The 16,965-nt window shown below is 35.2% G+C and carries 11 protein-coding genes; 6 read left to right on the top strand and 5 right to left on the bottom strand.

The window, feature by feature from the left end; translation table 11 throughout:
- Window positions 1-6 precede the first annotated feature (6 nt).
- The 4 genes from ABJ974_RS02905 to ABJ974_RS02890 form a co-directional block, all read right to left on the bottom strand.
- Window positions 7-1,332, bottom strand: coding sequence for a site-specific integrase (locus ABJ974_RS02905; RefSeq protein WP_419869888.1), 1,326 nt, complete (start codon window positions 1,330-1,332; stop codon window positions 7-9).
- 483 nt (window positions 1,333-1,815) lie between these two features.
- Window positions 1,816-2,664, bottom strand: a complete 849-nt coding sequence (locus ABJ974_RS02900) for a GLPGLI family protein (RefSeq protein ID WP_419869887.1) — start codon at window positions 2,662-2,664, stop codon at window positions 1,816-1,818.
- Between the two features lie 78 nt (window positions 2,665-2,742).
- Complete coding sequence (locus tag ABJ974_RS02895; RefSeq protein ID WP_419869886.1) at window positions 2,743-3,027, bottom strand: hypothetical protein; 285 nt, start codon at window positions 3,025-3,027, stop codon at window positions 2,743-2,745.
- A 754-nt stretch (window positions 3,028-3,781) separates the two neighbouring features.
- Complete coding sequence (locus ABJ974_RS02890) at window positions 3,782-6,742, bottom strand: reprolysin-like metallopeptidase (protein WP_419869885.1); 2,961 nt, start codon at window positions 6,740-6,742, stop codon at window positions 3,782-3,784.
- Between the two features lie 384 nt (window positions 6,743-7,126).
- Between ABJ974_RS02890 and ABJ974_RS02885 the strand changes: the two genes are divergently transcribed.
- From ABJ974_RS02885 to ABJ974_RS02860, 6 genes are all read left to right on the top strand, one after another.
- Window positions 7,127-8,581: a tetratricopeptide repeat protein gene (locus ABJ974_RS02885; protein ID WP_419869884.1), complete on the top strand. Its 1,455-nt coding sequence runs from the start codon at window positions 7,127-7,129 to the stop codon at window positions 8,579-8,581.
- 314 nt (window positions 8,582-8,895) lie between these two features.
- Window positions 8,896-9,579: a response regulator transcription factor gene (locus ABJ974_RS02880; RefSeq protein ID WP_419869883.1), complete on the top strand. Its 684-nt coding sequence runs from the start codon at window positions 8,896-8,898 to the stop codon at window positions 9,577-9,579.
- Entirely contained in the window at window positions 9,576-10,940 is a 1,365-nt protein-coding gene (locus ABJ974_RS02875; RefSeq protein WP_419869882.1) for a HAMP domain-containing sensor histidine kinase, read from the top strand. The genes ABJ974_RS02880 and ABJ974_RS02875 overlap by 4 nt, the downstream gene beginning before the upstream one ends.
- A 103-nt stretch (window positions 10,941-11,043) precedes the next feature.
- On the top strand, window positions 11,044-12,300 hold the full coding sequence (locus ABJ974_RS02870) for a TolC family protein (RefSeq protein ID WP_419869881.1): 1,257 nt from the start codon (window positions 11,044-11,046) through the stop codon (window positions 12,298-12,300).
- Entirely contained in the window at window positions 12,297-13,367 is a 1,071-nt protein-coding gene (locus ABJ974_RS02865; RefSeq protein ID WP_419869880.1) for an efflux RND transporter periplasmic adaptor subunit, read from the top strand. Before ABJ974_RS02870 ends, ABJ974_RS02865 begins: the two co-directional genes overlap by 4 nt.
- 10 nt (window positions 13,368-13,377) lie before the next feature.
- On the top strand, window positions 13,378-16,479 hold the full coding sequence (locus ABJ974_RS02860) for an efflux RND transporter permease subunit (RefSeq protein WP_419869879.1): 3,102 nt from the start codon (window positions 13,378-13,380) through the stop codon (window positions 16,477-16,479).
- Between the two features lie 153 nt (window positions 16,480-16,632).
- On the opposite strand, the gene ABJ974_RS02855 is transcribed toward ABJ974_RS02860, so the two are convergent.
- Window positions 16,633-16,923, bottom strand: coding sequence for a helix-turn-helix domain-containing protein (locus ABJ974_RS02855; RefSeq protein ID WP_419869878.1), 291 nt, complete (start codon window positions 16,921-16,923; stop codon window positions 16,633-16,635).
- Between the last annotated feature and the right edge of the window lie 42 nt (window positions 16,924-16,965).

Raw genomic sequence — 16,965 nt, 5'->3', positions numbered from 1 at the left:
ATAAACTTAATATACATTTTTTACGTGTAAATCTTTTTTATCTTCTTCATTATCTAATTGCTCCCAATAGGAATACATTTGCTCAGAAAGGGTACTATTATCTATCCCTATATAACCTAAAAATTCTGTCTCAGTTTTATGACCAGTAACACTCATAATAATAGCGGTAGGGATTTTACTATAATTCATTGTAGCAAATGTTCTTCTACATATATGAGATGAAACTAGATCATGCATTGGATAGTTTCCAAAAACATAATGCTTTTTAACCTCATCATAAATCCTTCCGTATTCTTGACGATCAATTCCAGCAAGCTTGCATATTTTTTTTAAATTATTATTAAAAATAGTTTTTGAGCTTTCCAAATTATCTGAATATTGTGGAGGAAAATTCCCTTCTCTTTTATTAAGAATCTTTTTCACCTCCTTATGTATCGGAACTAAAACTGGAGTTTTGGTTTTCTTTTGACTTAAATTAATAAATTCTCTTCCGTTTATATTTATAATTTTTTCAGGAGTCATTCTAAAAAGATCAGATGCCCTTTGTCCTGTATAACAACCAATGATTAGCCAATCACGAGTTTGCTCAAGTCTTTCGTTAACAATCAGCAATTTCTGTATTTTCTCTAGTTCCTCTACTTTTAAATAAGGAGTTGGTGTGTCTGTAGTAAATCCCCTGATTTCACTTAATTGTTCATTAACCAGAATATTTTCAATCTTAGCATCTTTGAAAATTGTTTTAGTATATTTTAGATATTTCCCAACTGTATTATCACTTAAATATTGCTCTCTTAAAAATATAACAAATCTATTTCCTACAGCAATATTATAATCAGATACTTTTAGTCTTTTCTTTTCAGTCTTTAAAAAATCCTGAAACTTTTCGATGATAGTATGTTGTTTTTGTTTAGTTCTGAATGTAATTGGTTTACCTTTATATTTTCTAAAAGGTAAAATATTTGTTTTATAGTGTTCTAAATAATTCTCTATAAAATCCAATTGTTCAAATTTACGACCTCCAGAATAATAAGCAGTAATAACTTCTTCTAACCAATCACCATTAATTACTTCAGTTTCTATTCTTTTTCCATACTGTTCTAAAATAAATATCTCAAGTTTATTTAAGGTACCTGCCAATTCATTTTGTCTTTGTAAATCATCTTTAGATAAAGCCGTTCTTTGAATAACAGACCCTTTTTTAGGATTCCAATTTTCAGGATTTACAATTTCTCGAGTCTTACGTTTATAAACTTGATTAACTCCTACAGAAAAGCGGGCATAGATAGGGGAATTGGACTTCTTGGACTGAAGGATAAATTTGACTGTAGCCATTTATTTGGTGTTAAAATTTGAATAATACAAATATAATAATTTAGTCAATTTTTAGTCAATACTAATTCATTTTATTTTAAATCTATTTTATTTTATTTAACTACCAAATAATAATAATGCAAAATTAAACACTAATATACAATAACTTACAATAAAGCCACAAATAAACAAGATTAATATCAATTTTGATTAATTAAATACTTACAGTCCCTGTGGGTCTACAAACCGTCTTTATTTAAGGACGGTTTTTTGTTTTTACCCCCAAATCTACCCCCAGAGTATTAATTCAGCTTCAATTTTGTAACATATTTTTTAAAAATTAATTATCCAGGGATGAATAATTGTAAGTTATTAGTAGATGATAGCCAGCGAAGAAAAGATATTGTAAAGGAAATTGAAGAGTTCGCCGAGAAAGCATTTAGAAATTTGGGAGAAAGATTTTAAGAAAAGTACCTTAAAATAAGGTGCTTTCATTTTTAAATTTTATTCAATACTTAGCTCTATAGGATTTTCATATTTTAAGTTTAATTGTCGTTCTTTAATTCTTTGCTGTAATATTTCTTGTCCTTGTATAATTGTAGTCCCCGAATTTTGAAGTATACCAATTGCATTTTCATTTGCATTTTTTAGTGCTTTCTCAAATTTATACTGAGTGGTTTCCACAGCATCTCTGTACTTTTCTATATTAATACTTGTCAATTTGCCATTGAGTTTCGTATTAGATACAGATTTTACAAGCTCAAAATCATAATCTCCTTTATCATCTACTATTTTAATTATCAGTCCTGGTAACCCACCGAATTTATATGGACCATACGGAAATGGAATTTCTGTTGAGTACCAAGCAATCCAATTTCTTCCTTTATAACTAACCTCTGCTTTTTTACAATTGAATGAATTAATTACTTTTGATTCATTAATAAGTTTCCAATTATCAATAATTGGTTCTTTATAAGTAAGTGCTGTCATTGCAACCCAACGAAAATATTGAATATTTTCACCAGATTGAATGATCCTATATGGGAATTTTGTTTTAGGTATAGACATTCCCTTTGCACTAATTAATATTGCACCATTATCTAATTTTTTGTGTGGAATTTTTTGATATACAGAATCGGCTTTTATAGACTGAACACTAGCAAAAAATGCACGATTATCCCCTATTTGTAATGAAAAATATTCTTCATGTATATGATTACTTTGTGTATTCAATTTAGCTTTCAGCAAATATATAAAGTCACCACGCAGAGTATCTTTCCTGTAAAATTGAGAGTAGCTAAAAATACTTGAAAATAAAATTAAGAATTGTAATATTTTTTTATTGTGACACATACAAATTATTTAAATTCTAAAAAAAGCACTTATAAATTAAGTTAATATTTTATAAGTGCAAATACGTTAAAACATCAATTAACCTCCACAATAATTGGCGTTAAGTTGCTCAAGCCATGCATTTGCTTGTGCCGGAGTCCAATCTTGAGTCGTTGTTGCTGTCCAACCACAATCAGTTTGTGCCATCCAAACTTGAGGCTTTAGAAGCTTGACAGATGCTTTAAAGACTTTTTGAGACTTAGGGTTTGCTTTAATTTCCTTACTTTTTAGGGCTTTTTCCTCTTCTCCTTTTAAAGATGTAGTGTTTTTTGCGTTTACTAATCCAGCTACACCAAATGCAGCTAATAGCATAATTTTTTTCATAAATGTCTTGTTCTTTTTTAATTAAACATAATTTTCTTTGTGATTATAACCACAAGTATACAAACAAATTATTAATTCACTATTACGTGAATCTTAAATTTAAATATATTTGAAAAAATTGATTTGAAAACAATTTACATCGCTTAGAGATACTTCTCACCTTTTAATATTTAATTATATTAATTAATTTTTAATTCTTGATCTTTCATAATATAAGTTGATTTACTGTCAACTTATTTCAGGACTGGACAATAAAATAATAAAAGCCCAGGCAATATACCCGAGCTTTTATCTTTGTGAGAAATAAATGGTTTTATATATGAAAACATTCTTTATGTTAACAGGCTATTTTATTCAGCCGCTATCATAAGAGGTAGTTTTATCTTTTCAATAATCTTGAATAGAGATTATTTATGCTAACAGATAAAGTTAACTTCTGGTGACAAAATTATATTTTTATCTCAATTAAACATCACTTCTTTAGGAAAGCAGTATCTATTCCCGTACCTAATACGTATATTTTTCAAATTGATTAACGTCATTTCATTACACTCTGATAAATTTTTATATTAAAAAAATAAAAAAGCTTGAGCATATGCTCAAGCTTCACATCCATGAGAGATAATATACAAAAATGGTTCGTTGGTTTTTAACAGTAAACTGGTTCGAAATAATTTTCTGTTATTAGAATTTAATACCAGCCCCGCATATTATATGTAATAAGCCGGGTATAAATCCTCTTGTGTTTTTACCTTCACCTTTTCAATAACTTTGAATTATATATTGTATTCTCATCTTGGATGCTAATTAGGTATATTCCTTTTATCAAACCTGATATATCTATCAGTTGATCATTAACCTTACCTGATTGGATCAGCCTGCCATCAGCACTATAAATTTTATAACTTGTCTTGCCTTTTGTATTTTTCACTCCTATAAAAGTATCTGCAGGATTAGGATAAATCTCAATGCCGGACTTCACTGCTTTAATCTCATTAACAGCAAGCGCATTATCAGATATTTTCACACTCAAATCCACTACTCCTCCTACTCCTCCCGGAAGTTCATCACAGGCAATATTCAATGGAACAGAATAGTTACTGGCCACACGCATTCTTAAAGTCTTATCACCCGAGTAAGCGGTAGATGGTACCGTAAAGTTACCCGTGAGACTTACAATACTGCTGGAAGGAGAAATTGCTCCACTCGTATATACTTTTTCATCAGTTTCAAATATTCCGTTTCTGTTATAATCTATCCACACATTATAGGTCATATTTAAAGGAAGGCGGTACAGCCCATAAATCTTAATAGGATATGAGTTCCCTTTTACCAGATTGATAATCTTGCTGGCATCTTCACTGATATCTTTATAAGACCTGAATGCCAAATCTAAATAGTTTACATTACTTACCTGTACCCTGCCTATTGCTCCTGCATAGGGTGACCCGGAATTTAATATACAATAGTCCACACCTGTTTTTAATCCTTTAGTTTTGAAACTGTAAGGAGCTGAAAAACTACCTGATACATTATTTACAACCGCTGCCACCTGAACTTCATAATCCGTTTCATCTTCAAGGCTACTGAGCACAACAGAAGGGCTATTACTTGTTGTATTGTTCCAGTTGGCAGTTCCTGACTTTCTGTAGTTGATAGAGTATGTTCCCCCCGGAACACTATTCCAGGATATTCTTGCTGTTGTTTTAAACACTTCGGTATCTATTGTAGAAACTCCTGTAGGAGCTTCCGATAGTGAGGTCGGCGCACTGCCTATAATAATAGAAGGGGACACTGCATAAAAAATATTTCCTATGGCAGAAATTCGAAGCTTTACTGCCCCTGATAAATCAGTTGGAAACTGAGTAACATAACTTCCTGTATTAGGAGTAGAGGCAACCAAATCAGTCCAGGTATTTCCGTTATCTGTAGTATAATCTACTTTAACATTCGAGACATTATAAGGTGCCAGATTTGTACCTGCGACATCCCATTCCAGCGTATTGGTTGCATTATTATATAATACGGTGGAAGAAGTAAGTCCGTTAAATTTAAAAGGTCCTTCATTCCCTACCGTAACGGTGGTCTCGGAAGATGAAAGCAGTGGGCGTACCGTATTTTCATCACGTACCGTCACCGCGTAATGTAAAGTTCTTGGAATATAAGAAACTGTTTCCCAAGCCGTTTTATCCGTTAGATTACCATTCAATACAATGGGTAAGCTAGGAAAATATCTTCTTCCGCTTGACGTACCGAAGTATGATCTTGTTAGAGCTCCTTTAGGATTATACCCCCAGCCACTATCCCCCGAAATGGTAGAATAGTCATCCGTACTGTCATATTGTTCCCAAGTATAATTTAAAGGATCCGCATCAGTAGCAGAAGCTTCAAGATAATAAGCAGTTCCCTTCGGTATGGTATAAGAAGAAAGCGGAGAGATTACAGGTGCAGTATTGATACTGACTTCCTCAGAAGTTCCGCAAGTTTTAGTTTCCAGATTGTTTAAAATCTGGTCTATGGAAATATAATGGAAATAAGCATCTGAGTTCATTTGAACATTGTCATAAGTAATACCTGCATATCCCATGATGGTTGTTCCTCCACCGGGTTCAACATTTACACTTTCTGATGCATCCGTGGAAGTTGTATTGGAAAAAGTATGGTTAGCCCCCAGCTGATGTCCCATTTCATGAGCTACATAATCAATATCAAATGTATCCCCGACAGGATTGGAACTTTGTGTAAAGCCAGCCCCCTTACCTAAAGACTCATTATCACCATTAGCAGGATCGGTACAAACAACTCCGATACCTCCAGCATTTCCGTTTCCTCCCGCTGCATTAAAGACGTGTCCTATATCATAATTTCCATTCCCTACTTGAGTGTTCAATGTTTGCTGTAATTGTAAATTCAGATTTCCGGTATAAGGATCAGTAGCAGGATCCGTATAGATAATATTAGGAAAATCCTGAATTACTAAATGGACCCCGAAATCTTTTTCAAATACACCGTTAACCCGTGTAATGGTTGCGTTCATCTGGCTGACAGTATTGGTAATTCCGCCACTAGGATCAAAATGCTGTGTGTATTCTCCTGTTGTAGAAAGAGCTAATCTGTAGGTACGGTATTTTGTATTCGAAGGTCTACTCGTTATTCCTACGTTTGAAAGTTTTTTTTTCCCGTTTTCTTTAAGTTTAATGATATCCTTAATATTCTTCTCTCCCGTAGAGCATTCAAAACCTCCATTCCCGAAATTTCTTTTTGTCTTATAAAATACACCATATACCTGCTTATCGGTACTAATAGGCTCAATAAACTGAAATTTTCCATCTTTAATGATCAGCGACTGAAGCTCGGTAGGAGAAGTACTGAATCTTATATATTTGGAGGGATCATCTATTCCAACCCCCACATAAGAGCCCAATTGATAGCGTTCTGCCATGGACTTTTCCATAACAGGATTGCTGTACACAGCAAATTTCTCTATTTTTCCTTCCACCGTAGGAAGAGAAACTACGATGGGTTTCGCTCCCGGTCCTGTTTCAACCGCATCTTGTAATAGATTTCTTAAAGACGAAAGATCTACACGGTAAGCATACTGGACCTCAACCTCTTTTCTCAGCTGAGAAGTTTTTTGGGAAACAGGCTCCCAACGTTGCGCATTCAACGTAAAAAAAGTTGAAATACTAATCAAAAGTAAAAGTCTTTTCTTCATCAAAAACATGTTTTTATAATTATTATATCAAGTATTATATCAAGCTTATTCAGCTTAGTCTTTCTCATTTAAAAATGGGATTCTGTATAGTATGCATTTAAAAATATTCTAGAAATTGCTAATTAAGACGAAATTTTAATTAATTTCACCTAGTAAATAAAACATCAAAAATGAAAATATCCCCCATATTTCATCATATAAATAAATTCAATAGTAGCTTTAATCCTAAACAAAAGTACTTTTTTAAATTCACCATGAATTGATTTAAACAGGCGTATTATTAAAAATAAGTATCTAATACGTACCTCATTTTACGATACGCATGTAATATGTACGAAGTATTATAGACAAATTAGGGATAGGAATATTAAAAATTAATTCGTGATGACAAAAATTCTTTCGGTTTTATTCTTTTTTTTCAGCTACTGTTTATCTTTTGCACAAACAGCTCAAGAAGAACAATTAAAAAAAACGATCTATAACATTCCATTTATTTCATCCAGTCAAAAGGATATGAAAAAACTGGATAATCTGATTAGCGTAGCAAAAAAATCAAATTATAAAGGAGCAGTAGCCCTAGGATATTTAAAAATTGCTTTTATCAACGATAATAATAATGACCTGGAAAAAGCATTATACTACACCAATTTAGTAGATGCAGAACATTTGATTTCCCCTAATGATTCAGAACTTATTTTTTATCAGAAAATCATACAATCTACTATTTATCAAAAACTTGAACGCTATACCATTGCTATTCAAAAGCTGAAAGAAATTCCGCAGGACATCAAGAATAATACTTATTTTAACTATTGGACCAATTTTCAATATGGTAATTGTTATGAACAAATAAATGATACGGAAAAAGCCTTAGAATACTTTAAAAATGCTTATCAGCTCTCCAAACAATTCAGAAAAGAAAAAGAAAATGATCCTAATCCGGATGCCGTTAAAACAAAAATCAACAACAGTTATAAATCCACTGCCTACCTTGCAGGAATTTACCTTAAAGTAGAAAAAATTGATTCTGCCAAAATTTATATTGACGAGGCCCTGAAAGACCTGAAAAAAGTTGATAACCTCGACCAGCAGTTTACCACTAACTTTTTTGCCGGTGAAATTTATTTGAAGTTGAAAAATTATATTAAGGCCCAGGAACATTTCTGGATCTGTAAAAATCTTGCCATGCACTATCTACCGGGAAACAGCTTTAAAAAATCTGTCTATTGGGGATTGATGACCCTCTACGATCAAACGGATATAAAAGATAGCAGCGGAATTTATTCTAAAAAAATTCTAGAACTGGAAAACAGCAATAAAAAAAAGAACAGCTCATTGCTCAACAGTATAGATGAGAATTATTACGATGAAAACCGAGAGTTAATAAAAAGCAACAGAAAACTCATCTATATATTATCAATAGGGATTTTAATCTGCTTATTACTGATATATCTTACTTCCAGAAAAAAAGCAAAAAGTGTCACACTGGATAAAATAGATACTCCTATAATAAATAAGGTAGAAGCTCCCGATAATTATAATAGTCGGTTTGAAGATGTTATTCAGCTGGCAAAGCAAAATAGCCCGGAGTTTCTCACTATGTTCAATAGTCTTCATCCTGATTTCACCAAAAAGCTCCTTGCTATTAACAGTAATATTAAAAATACAGAATTAAGATTTTGCGCTTATCTCTATTTAAACTTCTCCACCAAGGATATTGCTGAATATACATTCACCTCAGTAAGGACCGTTCAAACCAAAAAATACAACATCCGGAAAAAACTGGATATTCCTGCAAGTATGGATATCTATGTATGGTTCAATGACCTGCTGAAATAAAATATGGGCTGTTATCATTAAAAAACTACGTATTATGTACTTATTTCAAACAGCCGGCCTTTGTTACTATCCATCTATTTTCTACTTTTATTTCGAAATAATAAGGTAGACAAATCTCTACTTCATTTTTATTGTCAGTTATTATTTTGGGGAATCCAAAAAAAATACAAATGAAAATTTAAATAATTAGTTAACTTAATGACGCTTTAAATCGGTAGAAATACGATAACTAAGTGTAATTTTTTTTGGTTTGAAGAGGAAACTAAAGTTTCCTCTTCTTCTTTTATGGATAAATTATTCTTTAAATTTGCCCTATGCATATACTTATTATAGAAGATGACACACGGGTTGCCCAACTGATTTCCAGAGGGTTAAAAGAACATGGCTTTATCCCTACAACTGCCTATGATGGACTTCAAGGTAAGAAACTGCTCGAACAAAACACTTATGACCTCCTTATTACCGATGTAATCCTTCCTAAAATAGACGGATTGGACCTATGTAAGGAAATACGGGGCAAATATCCCAACCTTCCCATATTAATACTCACTGCACTGGGTTCTACGGATAATAAAGTGGAAGGCTTTGATTCCGGTGCTGATGATTATCTGGTAAAGCCTTTTGAAATGAGAGAGCTTCTGGTCCGTATCAGGGCTCTGTTAAGAAGGAATACCAACATTAATATTCCAACGGGAAACTTACTGGTGTATAGCGACCTGGAAATGAATCTAAGTACTAAATCAGTCAAAAGAGATAATAAAGAAATCAGGCTTACTCCTAAGGAATTTAAACTTATGGAGTACATGCTGAACAATCCTGAACGTGTCCTTTCAAGAAATGAAATTGCCGAAAAAGTATGGGATACCCATTTTGATACAGGAACCAATTTTATTGATGTGTATATCAATTATTTAAGAAAAAAGATTGATAAGGATTTTAATCACAAGCTTATTCACACCAAATCCGGAATGGGATTCATCTTGAAAACCGAAGAATGAAAATAAGAACCCGGCTGAGTCTTTTATTTACCCTTATTACAGCAATTATCTTATTGTTGTTTGCTACTGCTATCTATTATTCGGCTGCCAAGGACAGAGAAAAAGAATTTTATTCACTTCTTAAAAAAGAAGCTTATACTAAGGCTAATTTATTTTTTGATGCCGATATTACTCAAAAAACATTACAGGATATCTATAAAAACAACCGTAAAATCCTCAACGAAGTAGAGGTGGCTATATATGATACCCGCTCCAATCTGCTCTATCATGACGCCGTAGATATTGATATGGTAAAGGAAACTCCTGAAATGCTTCAAAGTATCCATGAAAAGGGAGAAATAAGCTTTTATCAAGGTGACTGGCAGGTAATAGGAGTACGATATCCTTTTCAAAACGAATATTATCTGATCACCGCCACGGCCTATGATGAATACGGATATACCAAACTGAATAATTTACTGAACAGCAGCATCCTTATTTTTATTCTTGCCATATTGGTTATCTTCTTTACAGGAATTTATTTTTCCAAAAAGACGTTCGATCCGGTAAGGGATATGATAAAAAAAGCAAAAATCATATCTGCCTCCCGGCTCGACCTTCGCCTTCCGCTAAAGGACAATAAAGATGAATTGGCAGAATTGACCAATACTTTTAATGAAATGCTCACACGGCTGGAAAATTCTTTTGAAGCACAAAAGCTCTTTGTTTCCAATACTTCTCATGAGTTGAGAACTCCTCTCACCCGATTACTGACAGAGCTTGAACTTTCGGAAAAGAAACAACTCACCAATGATGAATATGCTTCTCTGATCCATAATCTTACTACAGACGTACAACAGCTTATCAGACTTTCCAATAGCCTGCTCGATTTGGCCAGGGCCAATTATGACCGTTCAAAAATAACTTTCAAGACGGTACGTATAGACGAAATCTTACTGGATGCACGACATCAGGTACAAAAGCTCAATCCCCAATATAAGGTCAATATCTGTTTTGATATGGAGACTGAAGATGATTCTGATATTTCCATTGAAGGGAATGAATATCTCTTACAGGTAGCTTTTGCCAACTTATTTGAAAACGGCTGTAAGTTTTCCGATAATTTACAATCTCAGGTTGTCATCACAAATAAAGAAAAAAAAATACAGCTTACGTTTTCTGACTCGGGAATCGGAATTTCTGAAAAAGATCTGAAAAAAATCTTTGATCCTTTCTTCCGGGGAGACAATAAATATTTTACGGAAGGAAACGGTATAGGATTATCCCTGACAAAAAAAATCATAGAGATACATAACGGAAGTATTACCGCTCAGTCCGAACTCAATCACGGAACTACTTTTATTATAGAACTTCCTATTTAAAATAAGTATTTCTAATACTTTTCTAATTTTTTTCTATGTAATCTCTAACTATCAATAAATCAACAGGTCCCTACCTTTGCATCACTGAATAAAGGCCGGACCTATGCGTCATTTCATCTTAGTCTTCACTATCTATTTTTCCCTATTTACTTCTGCTCAGGCTCAAGTTACATATACCCTGTCCCAGGCCATAAAAGCTGCAGAACAAAATAATCCTTTCCTTAAAGCCAATACATTGGATGTAGATATAGCGAAGACCGATATTACTTCTGCTAAGCTGATTCCCAATCTGTCCTTAAGCTACGAAACCGTACACATATCCAAAAAATCACAGCTTACGGAAAATACTTCATGGCTGAACAGGCAAAATCTTCAGACCTCCTGGCAGCTCTCCAAAACATTTCAGCTTGCCGGACAAAGAAAAAACAAAATAGAAGCAGCACGGTCCACCGCAAAAATATCCGAAATAGAACTTGAAGAAATACGACGTGGTTTGTATGAAGATACCGCCAATAAATGGATTGAAGTATGGATAGCCCAAAAAGAAAGAGACCTGATTTTACAGGCCCTGGAAAATATCGATTCCCTTGTTCATATTAATGCCTACCGGTATAAAAAAGAGGTTATTACTGAAACCGAACTGTACAGAACCCAGCTCATTGCCAAACAATATGAAATCCAGCTAAAAAACACAAGACAGGAATATAACTGGCTGCTAAATGAACTCAAATTCATAACAGGGCAAAATGAAGAAATACTGATTAATGAAAATGATGAGAACCTCATAGAATTTCCTCCCACACTGGACTCCCTTGTTCAGATTGCACTGGACAACAGACCTGATATCAAAGCTCTTAGAGAAACTCAGCATTGGGCGGATGTTAATATTAAACTTCAAAAATCCCTTGCCATACCTCAGCCGGAAATAGGCATTATTTATAATCCTCAAAATACCGTTCCTTATATAGGGGTTTCAGCTGCAATGGAATTGCCTTTTTTCAGCCGTAACCAGGGGGAAATTGAAAAGGCTCAGATTCAAAAAAAACAGAGCGAATATCAATCGGAGGCTATTCAGAAAAATCTACATACAGAGGTTTCCAATGCATGGTCCCAATATCAGGTTTACAAACAAAATGTGGAAGAATACCATGCTATTATCAGACAGTCCCAAAAGATTCTGAACAGTGTAAAATATGCCTATACAAGAGGGGGTACTACCATAATCGACTTTCTGGAAGCACAACGCTCCTGGCTGGAAACCCAACAGGAATATTTTGAAATGATAAAACAGTACCGGCAAAGTGAGATCCTCCTTCTCAATAGCATAGGTCTTTTAAAAAATTTAGCACAATCACAATGAACTTAAATAATCTCTTCATATTACTATTCACCGCTCTTGCTTTTTGCTCCTGTAAAGAAGAAGTCAGGGAAGAAAAGATCATACACTCAACTATCATAAGCAAAGACGGGATAAACATCCGGATTTCCGATCAGCAGAGTGCTGATTTTTTCAAAACGGAAAAGGCAGGCATTGAAGTTATTAATGCGGATATGATTGCACCCGCACAGGTAGTTGCTACGGTGATCCATAATAATATGGTGGTTTTCAGCAACCCTGAATTAACTACCAATTATTCGGAATTGCTCAACCACCGTTCTGCCATTGCACAGAAAGAAGCTATTGTAAGGCAGAAGGAGGCCGTAATCAGACAAAAAGAAGCCATCATAAGGCAAAAGCAGATCGAAATTGACCGCTTTGTCGATTTAGCCAATCATGGGGCTGCCACAGGAAAAGACGTTGCCGACGCACGTACCGATAAACTTCTTGCAGAGAGTGAAAAATCAATTGCACAATCTGAGAAAGCCTCGGCAGAAGCTGACCTTATTGCCGAAAAAAGTTTAATTATCGAACATACTTCCATCCTGAAGTCTGCAGGTTTTAACCCTGAAAAATTAATGAACAGCCCTAGTAAAGATGCCTGGATTATTGCCGATATCTCAGAAAATCAGATTGATAAAATTAAAACCGGTTCTCAGTGTTCTTTAAGATTTACTTCCTATCCGAATGAAACATTCAGGGGAACCATCAGCGGAATTGCAGATGTCATGGATAATACAAGCCGAATGACGAAGGTCAGAATTATAGTAAATAACCAGGATAACAAGCTCAGAGCCGGCATGTTTGCTACCGTATCATTCGGAGTCAGCGAAGGCAACTTCATTAATATTGATAAAAATGCTGTCATAACCGTGCAGGGAAAGAATTACGTCTTTATAAAGAAATCACCAATCAACTTTGAGAGAAGAGAAGTAATGACCGGACAGCAAATGGGTGACCGGGTCATCATTTTCGATGGTATACAGAATAATGAACTGGTAGTAAATAAAGGAGCTATGCAGCTGAAAGGTCTTTCTTTCGGCTATTAAACAGAAACTCATGATTAAAAAAATAATTATATTTTCACTCAATAACCGTTGGCTTGTAACCGGGATGAGCTTGTTATGCATGCTGATCGGTTATTGGTGTTTTACCGAGCTCAAAATAGAAGCTTACCCGGACATTGCCGACACCAATGTAATTATTGTTGCTCCCTATGAAGGAAGAGCCACTGAGGAAGTGGAACAGCAGGTCACTGTTCCTATTGAAAGAGCTTTACAGAATACTCCCAATGTATTGGACGCAAGAAGCAGGACGATTTTCGGGCTCAGTGTGGTACAGCTTACATTTGAGGATGGAACCGATGATTATTTTGCCAGGCAGCAGGTAATGGAACGTCTGGCTACCGCTGAGCTACCGGAAGGAGTAACTCCGGAGCTGGCTCCTCTATCTACGGCAGTAGGTGAAATTTTCCGTTATGTGGTAGAAGCTCCTCCTACCTACTCTCCTACCGAATTAAGGGATCTTCAGGATTGGGTAATAAAACCTTATCTTCTTCAAACCAAAGGAGTCGCTGATGTAACCACATTCGGGGGACCTCTTAAACAATTTCATATCCTCTCCGATCCTAATCAATTAAGAAAATATGGACTCACCATCGCAGATATTGAAGAAGCCGTTTCCAAAAATAATCAGAATTCAGGAGGAAATATACTGGAACGTGGCGGGCAAGGCTTTGCGGTAAGAGGACTCGGAACCTTAAAAACAGAAAAAGACATAGGAAATATCGTTCTTAAATCTGAGAACGGTGTCCCCGTATATATTCGTGATGTGGCCAGTGTGGAGATCGCTCCTCCTCCTCCCAACGGTGTTTTGGGGTACAGCCTTCCTAAAGAAAAAATTGCAGTAAACAGCGGTGTAGAGGGAATCATCCTTCTCAGGCGTTATGAAAATCCAAGTGAGTCTTTAAAAGATTTAAAAGAAAAAATCACTGAACTCCAGGAAAAAGAATTACCGGATGGTGTAAAAATCCGTCCCTTATATGATCGTAGTTTTCTTATTGACAACTCCCTTCATACTGTTGGAAAAACTCTATTCGAAGGAGTAAGTATCGTTATTATTATCCTGATTTTCTTTTTAGGAAATATACGAAGTGCGTTAGTCGTTGCGATAACCATTCCGTTTTCTCTACTTTTTGCTTTTATTATAATGCGGATAACGGGTATTCCGGCTAACTTACTTTCTCTGGGTGCAATAGATTTTGGGATCATCGTGGATGGTGCTGTAGTGATGGTGGAACATCTTATGAAAAGCTACCGGAAGTCACTTCCTGCCGATAAAAAGAAAGGCATCATCCCTTTGACTATCCAATCTGCCAATGAGGTTTCCAAAGAAATTTTCTTTTCGGTGAGCATCATCATTTTAGCTTATATGCCGATTCTTCTGATGAGCCGGGTGGAAGGTAAATTATTTACTCCTATGGCGCTTACCTTATCCTTTGCAGTGGTGGGAGCCATGATATTTGCATTAACGGTAATTCCTGTTCTGACCTCATTTGTTTTTCAAAAGGCAATTCATGAAAATAAGGAAATAAAGGATCATAATAATTTTGTTTTAAATTTCTTTAATAAATCCTATGAAAATATACTTTCCCGGTCATCCCGTATCTACAAAAAAACTGTTATAGGAGGATTTTCAGTAATCCTTATACTGATCGGCTGCGGAGCTTTTCTGGGTACGGAATTTTTACCCGAGCTGGATGAAGGTTCTATTTTTTTAAGAGGAAATTTTCCGGCAGGAATAACCATACAGGAAAATGCCAAATATGCTCCCAAAATAAGAGAAACCATTTCTAAATATCCTCAGATTGATTTTGTCATCACCCAAACCGGAAGAAATGATGACGGGACAGATCCGTTTCCATCCAACCGGAACGAAATTCTTATCGGGCTGAAAGACTATAAGCTCTGGACAGACACCATCTCCAAAAAAGAACTAGTTCATCAGATCACCTCCGATTTGGAAAAGCAGTTGCCCAGCGTACAGTTTACTTCCGGGCAGCCTATTATAGACCAGGTAATGGAAATCGTAACCGGGAGTGCTGCGGATCTTGCTGTTTCCATCGTAGGGGAAGACCTTCCCATGATGCGCCAGCAGGCTGACAAAATCGCCGCTATTATGCAGTCCATGGAAGGTAGCAAAGGGGTAAATATAGAACAGGAAGGAACACAGGAACAGCTGGCCATCACCATCAACCGGGAGGCTGCAGCCCGTTATGGAATCAATGTTTCGGATATTCAAAACATGATAGAAGCAGCTATCGGAGGAAAATATATTTCTGTTTTATATGACGGAACCAAACGATATGACGTTCTCGTCCGTTATTTACCGCAATACAGAAATAATATTGACGAGATCAAAAAGCTTTTAGTTTCTTCCGCCTCAGGGGCTTTAATTCCTATGGAAGAGCTGGCTCATATTGAATTTGTAGCAGGTCAGACCAATATTTACCGATATAGCAATAAAAGAATGGTTACCGTAAGAGCCAATATTTCGGGGCGTGACCAGGGAGGTTTTGTCAATGAGCTTAAATCCCTTATCAACGAAGAAATTCAGATCCCGAAAGGATACAGCATTATTTACGGAGGTCAGTATGAAAACCTGGAACGTGCCGGAAAGCAGCTGGCTTTAACTATTCCTTTAACCATATTACTTGTCTTTTCGTTATTATTCTTATTATACAAAAATGTTAAAGACACGCTGATCACTATGGCCTGTATTCTTTTTGCACTGGGAGGAGGAATTATTGCCTTACTTTTAAGAGGATATTACTTTAATGTTTCCGCCGGAGTAGGATTTGTTTCCATATTCGGGATTTCTGTAATGGCCGGGGTTATTTTGGTATCAGCACTCAACAGAGCTGTGAACGGAACTTCCATAGAGCAGGAACAGGTCAATAAAGTAGCCCGGGAACAATTAAGAGCTATATTATCCATATTGATTCTTGCTATTCTGGGACTCATTCCGGCGGCTATTTCTACCGGAATTGGTTCGGATGTGCAAAGACCGCTTGCTACCGTAATTATCGGAGGGCTTACCAGCACTTTAATTTTTACGCCACTCCTTATCCCCCATTTATTTTACTGGGTAAAAAAGAAATAGAAAACAAAACTTCGACGTATTTCAATAAAAAACCATCCTTAGCGGATGGTTATTATTTACCAAATTGCACAATGTCTTATGGGTAAAAACCAAAGAAGCATTGCTGCAAGTATATAACTGGAATTTGTTAACAATATTGTCTTAAAGGTACAATTATAAAAATTCCTCAGGAACAGGAATATTATTTTCTCTTATATAATTGATCAAAGTATAATACTTTTCTGCACAATCATTAGAACATTTTCCGGATATACTGCAAATTTCGGAAGGTTCAATTTCCAAAATATGAGCTATCTTTGATAAGTTCTCTAAATTCATTCTGCTTTTTGAATTTTCAATATCAGAATAAGCCTTTTGGGAAATACCCATTTCGAAAGCCATATACTCCTGAGTAAAATCCTTAGTTCTACGTATTTTCCGAATAATTTGTCCACATTCTTTCATCGCATCTGTTTTAGTAGTTTTAGGTATAGTTTAGAAGCTAAT

It is taken from the genome of Chryseobacterium sp. CT-SW4, assembly GCF_048572715.1.
Taxonomy (GTDB): Bacteria; Bacteroidota; Bacteroidia; order Flavobacteriales; family Weeksellaceae; genus Chryseobacterium.
Note: the sequence above shows the minus strand (reverse complement) of the source record. Positions and strands in the feature narration are given on the sequence as shown.

Bases quoted from the DNA above. Each gene is read 5' to 3' on its own strand.
- ABJ974_RS02855 (WP_419869878.1), bottom strand. From the start codon at position 16,923: ATGAAAGAATGTGGACAAATTATTCGGAAAATACGTAGAACTAAGGAT.
- ABJ974_RS02870 (WP_419869881.1), top strand. From the start codon at position 11,044: ATGCGTCATTTCATCTTAGTCTTCACTATCTATTTTTCCCTATTTACT.
- ABJ974_RS02885 (WP_419869884.1), top strand. From the start codon at position 7,127: ATGACAAAAATTCTTTCGGTTTTATTCTTTTTTTTCAGCTACTGTTTA.
- ABJ974_RS02900 (WP_419869887.1), bottom strand. From the start codon at position 2,664: ATGTGTCACAATAAAAAAATATTACAATTCTTAATTTTATTTTCAAGT.
- ABJ974_RS02880 (WP_419869883.1), top strand. From the start codon at position 8,896: ATGCATATACTTATTATAGAAGATGACACACGGGTTGCCCAACTGATT.
- ABJ974_RS02905 (WP_419869888.1), bottom strand. From the start codon at position 1,332: ATGGCTACAGTCAAATTTATCCTTCAGTCCAAGAAGTCCAATTCCCCT.
- ABJ974_RS02860 (WP_419869879.1), top strand. From the start codon at position 13,378: ATGATTAAAAAAATAATTATATTTTCACTCAATAACCGTTGGCTTGTA.
- ABJ974_RS02875 (WP_419869882.1), top strand. From the start codon at position 9,576: ATGAAAATAAGAACCCGGCTGAGTCTTTTATTTACCCTTATTACAGCA.
- ABJ974_RS02895 (WP_419869886.1), bottom strand. From the start codon at position 3,027: ATGAAAAAAATTATGCTATTAGCTGCATTTGGTGTAGCTGGATTAGTA.
- ABJ974_RS02865 (WP_419869880.1), top strand. From the start codon at position 12,297: ATGAACTTAAATAATCTCTTCATATTACTATTCACCGCTCTTGCTTTT.
- ABJ974_RS02890 (WP_419869885.1), bottom strand. From the start codon at position 6,742: ATGAAGAAAAGACTTTTACTTTTGATTAGTATTTCAACTTTTTTTACG.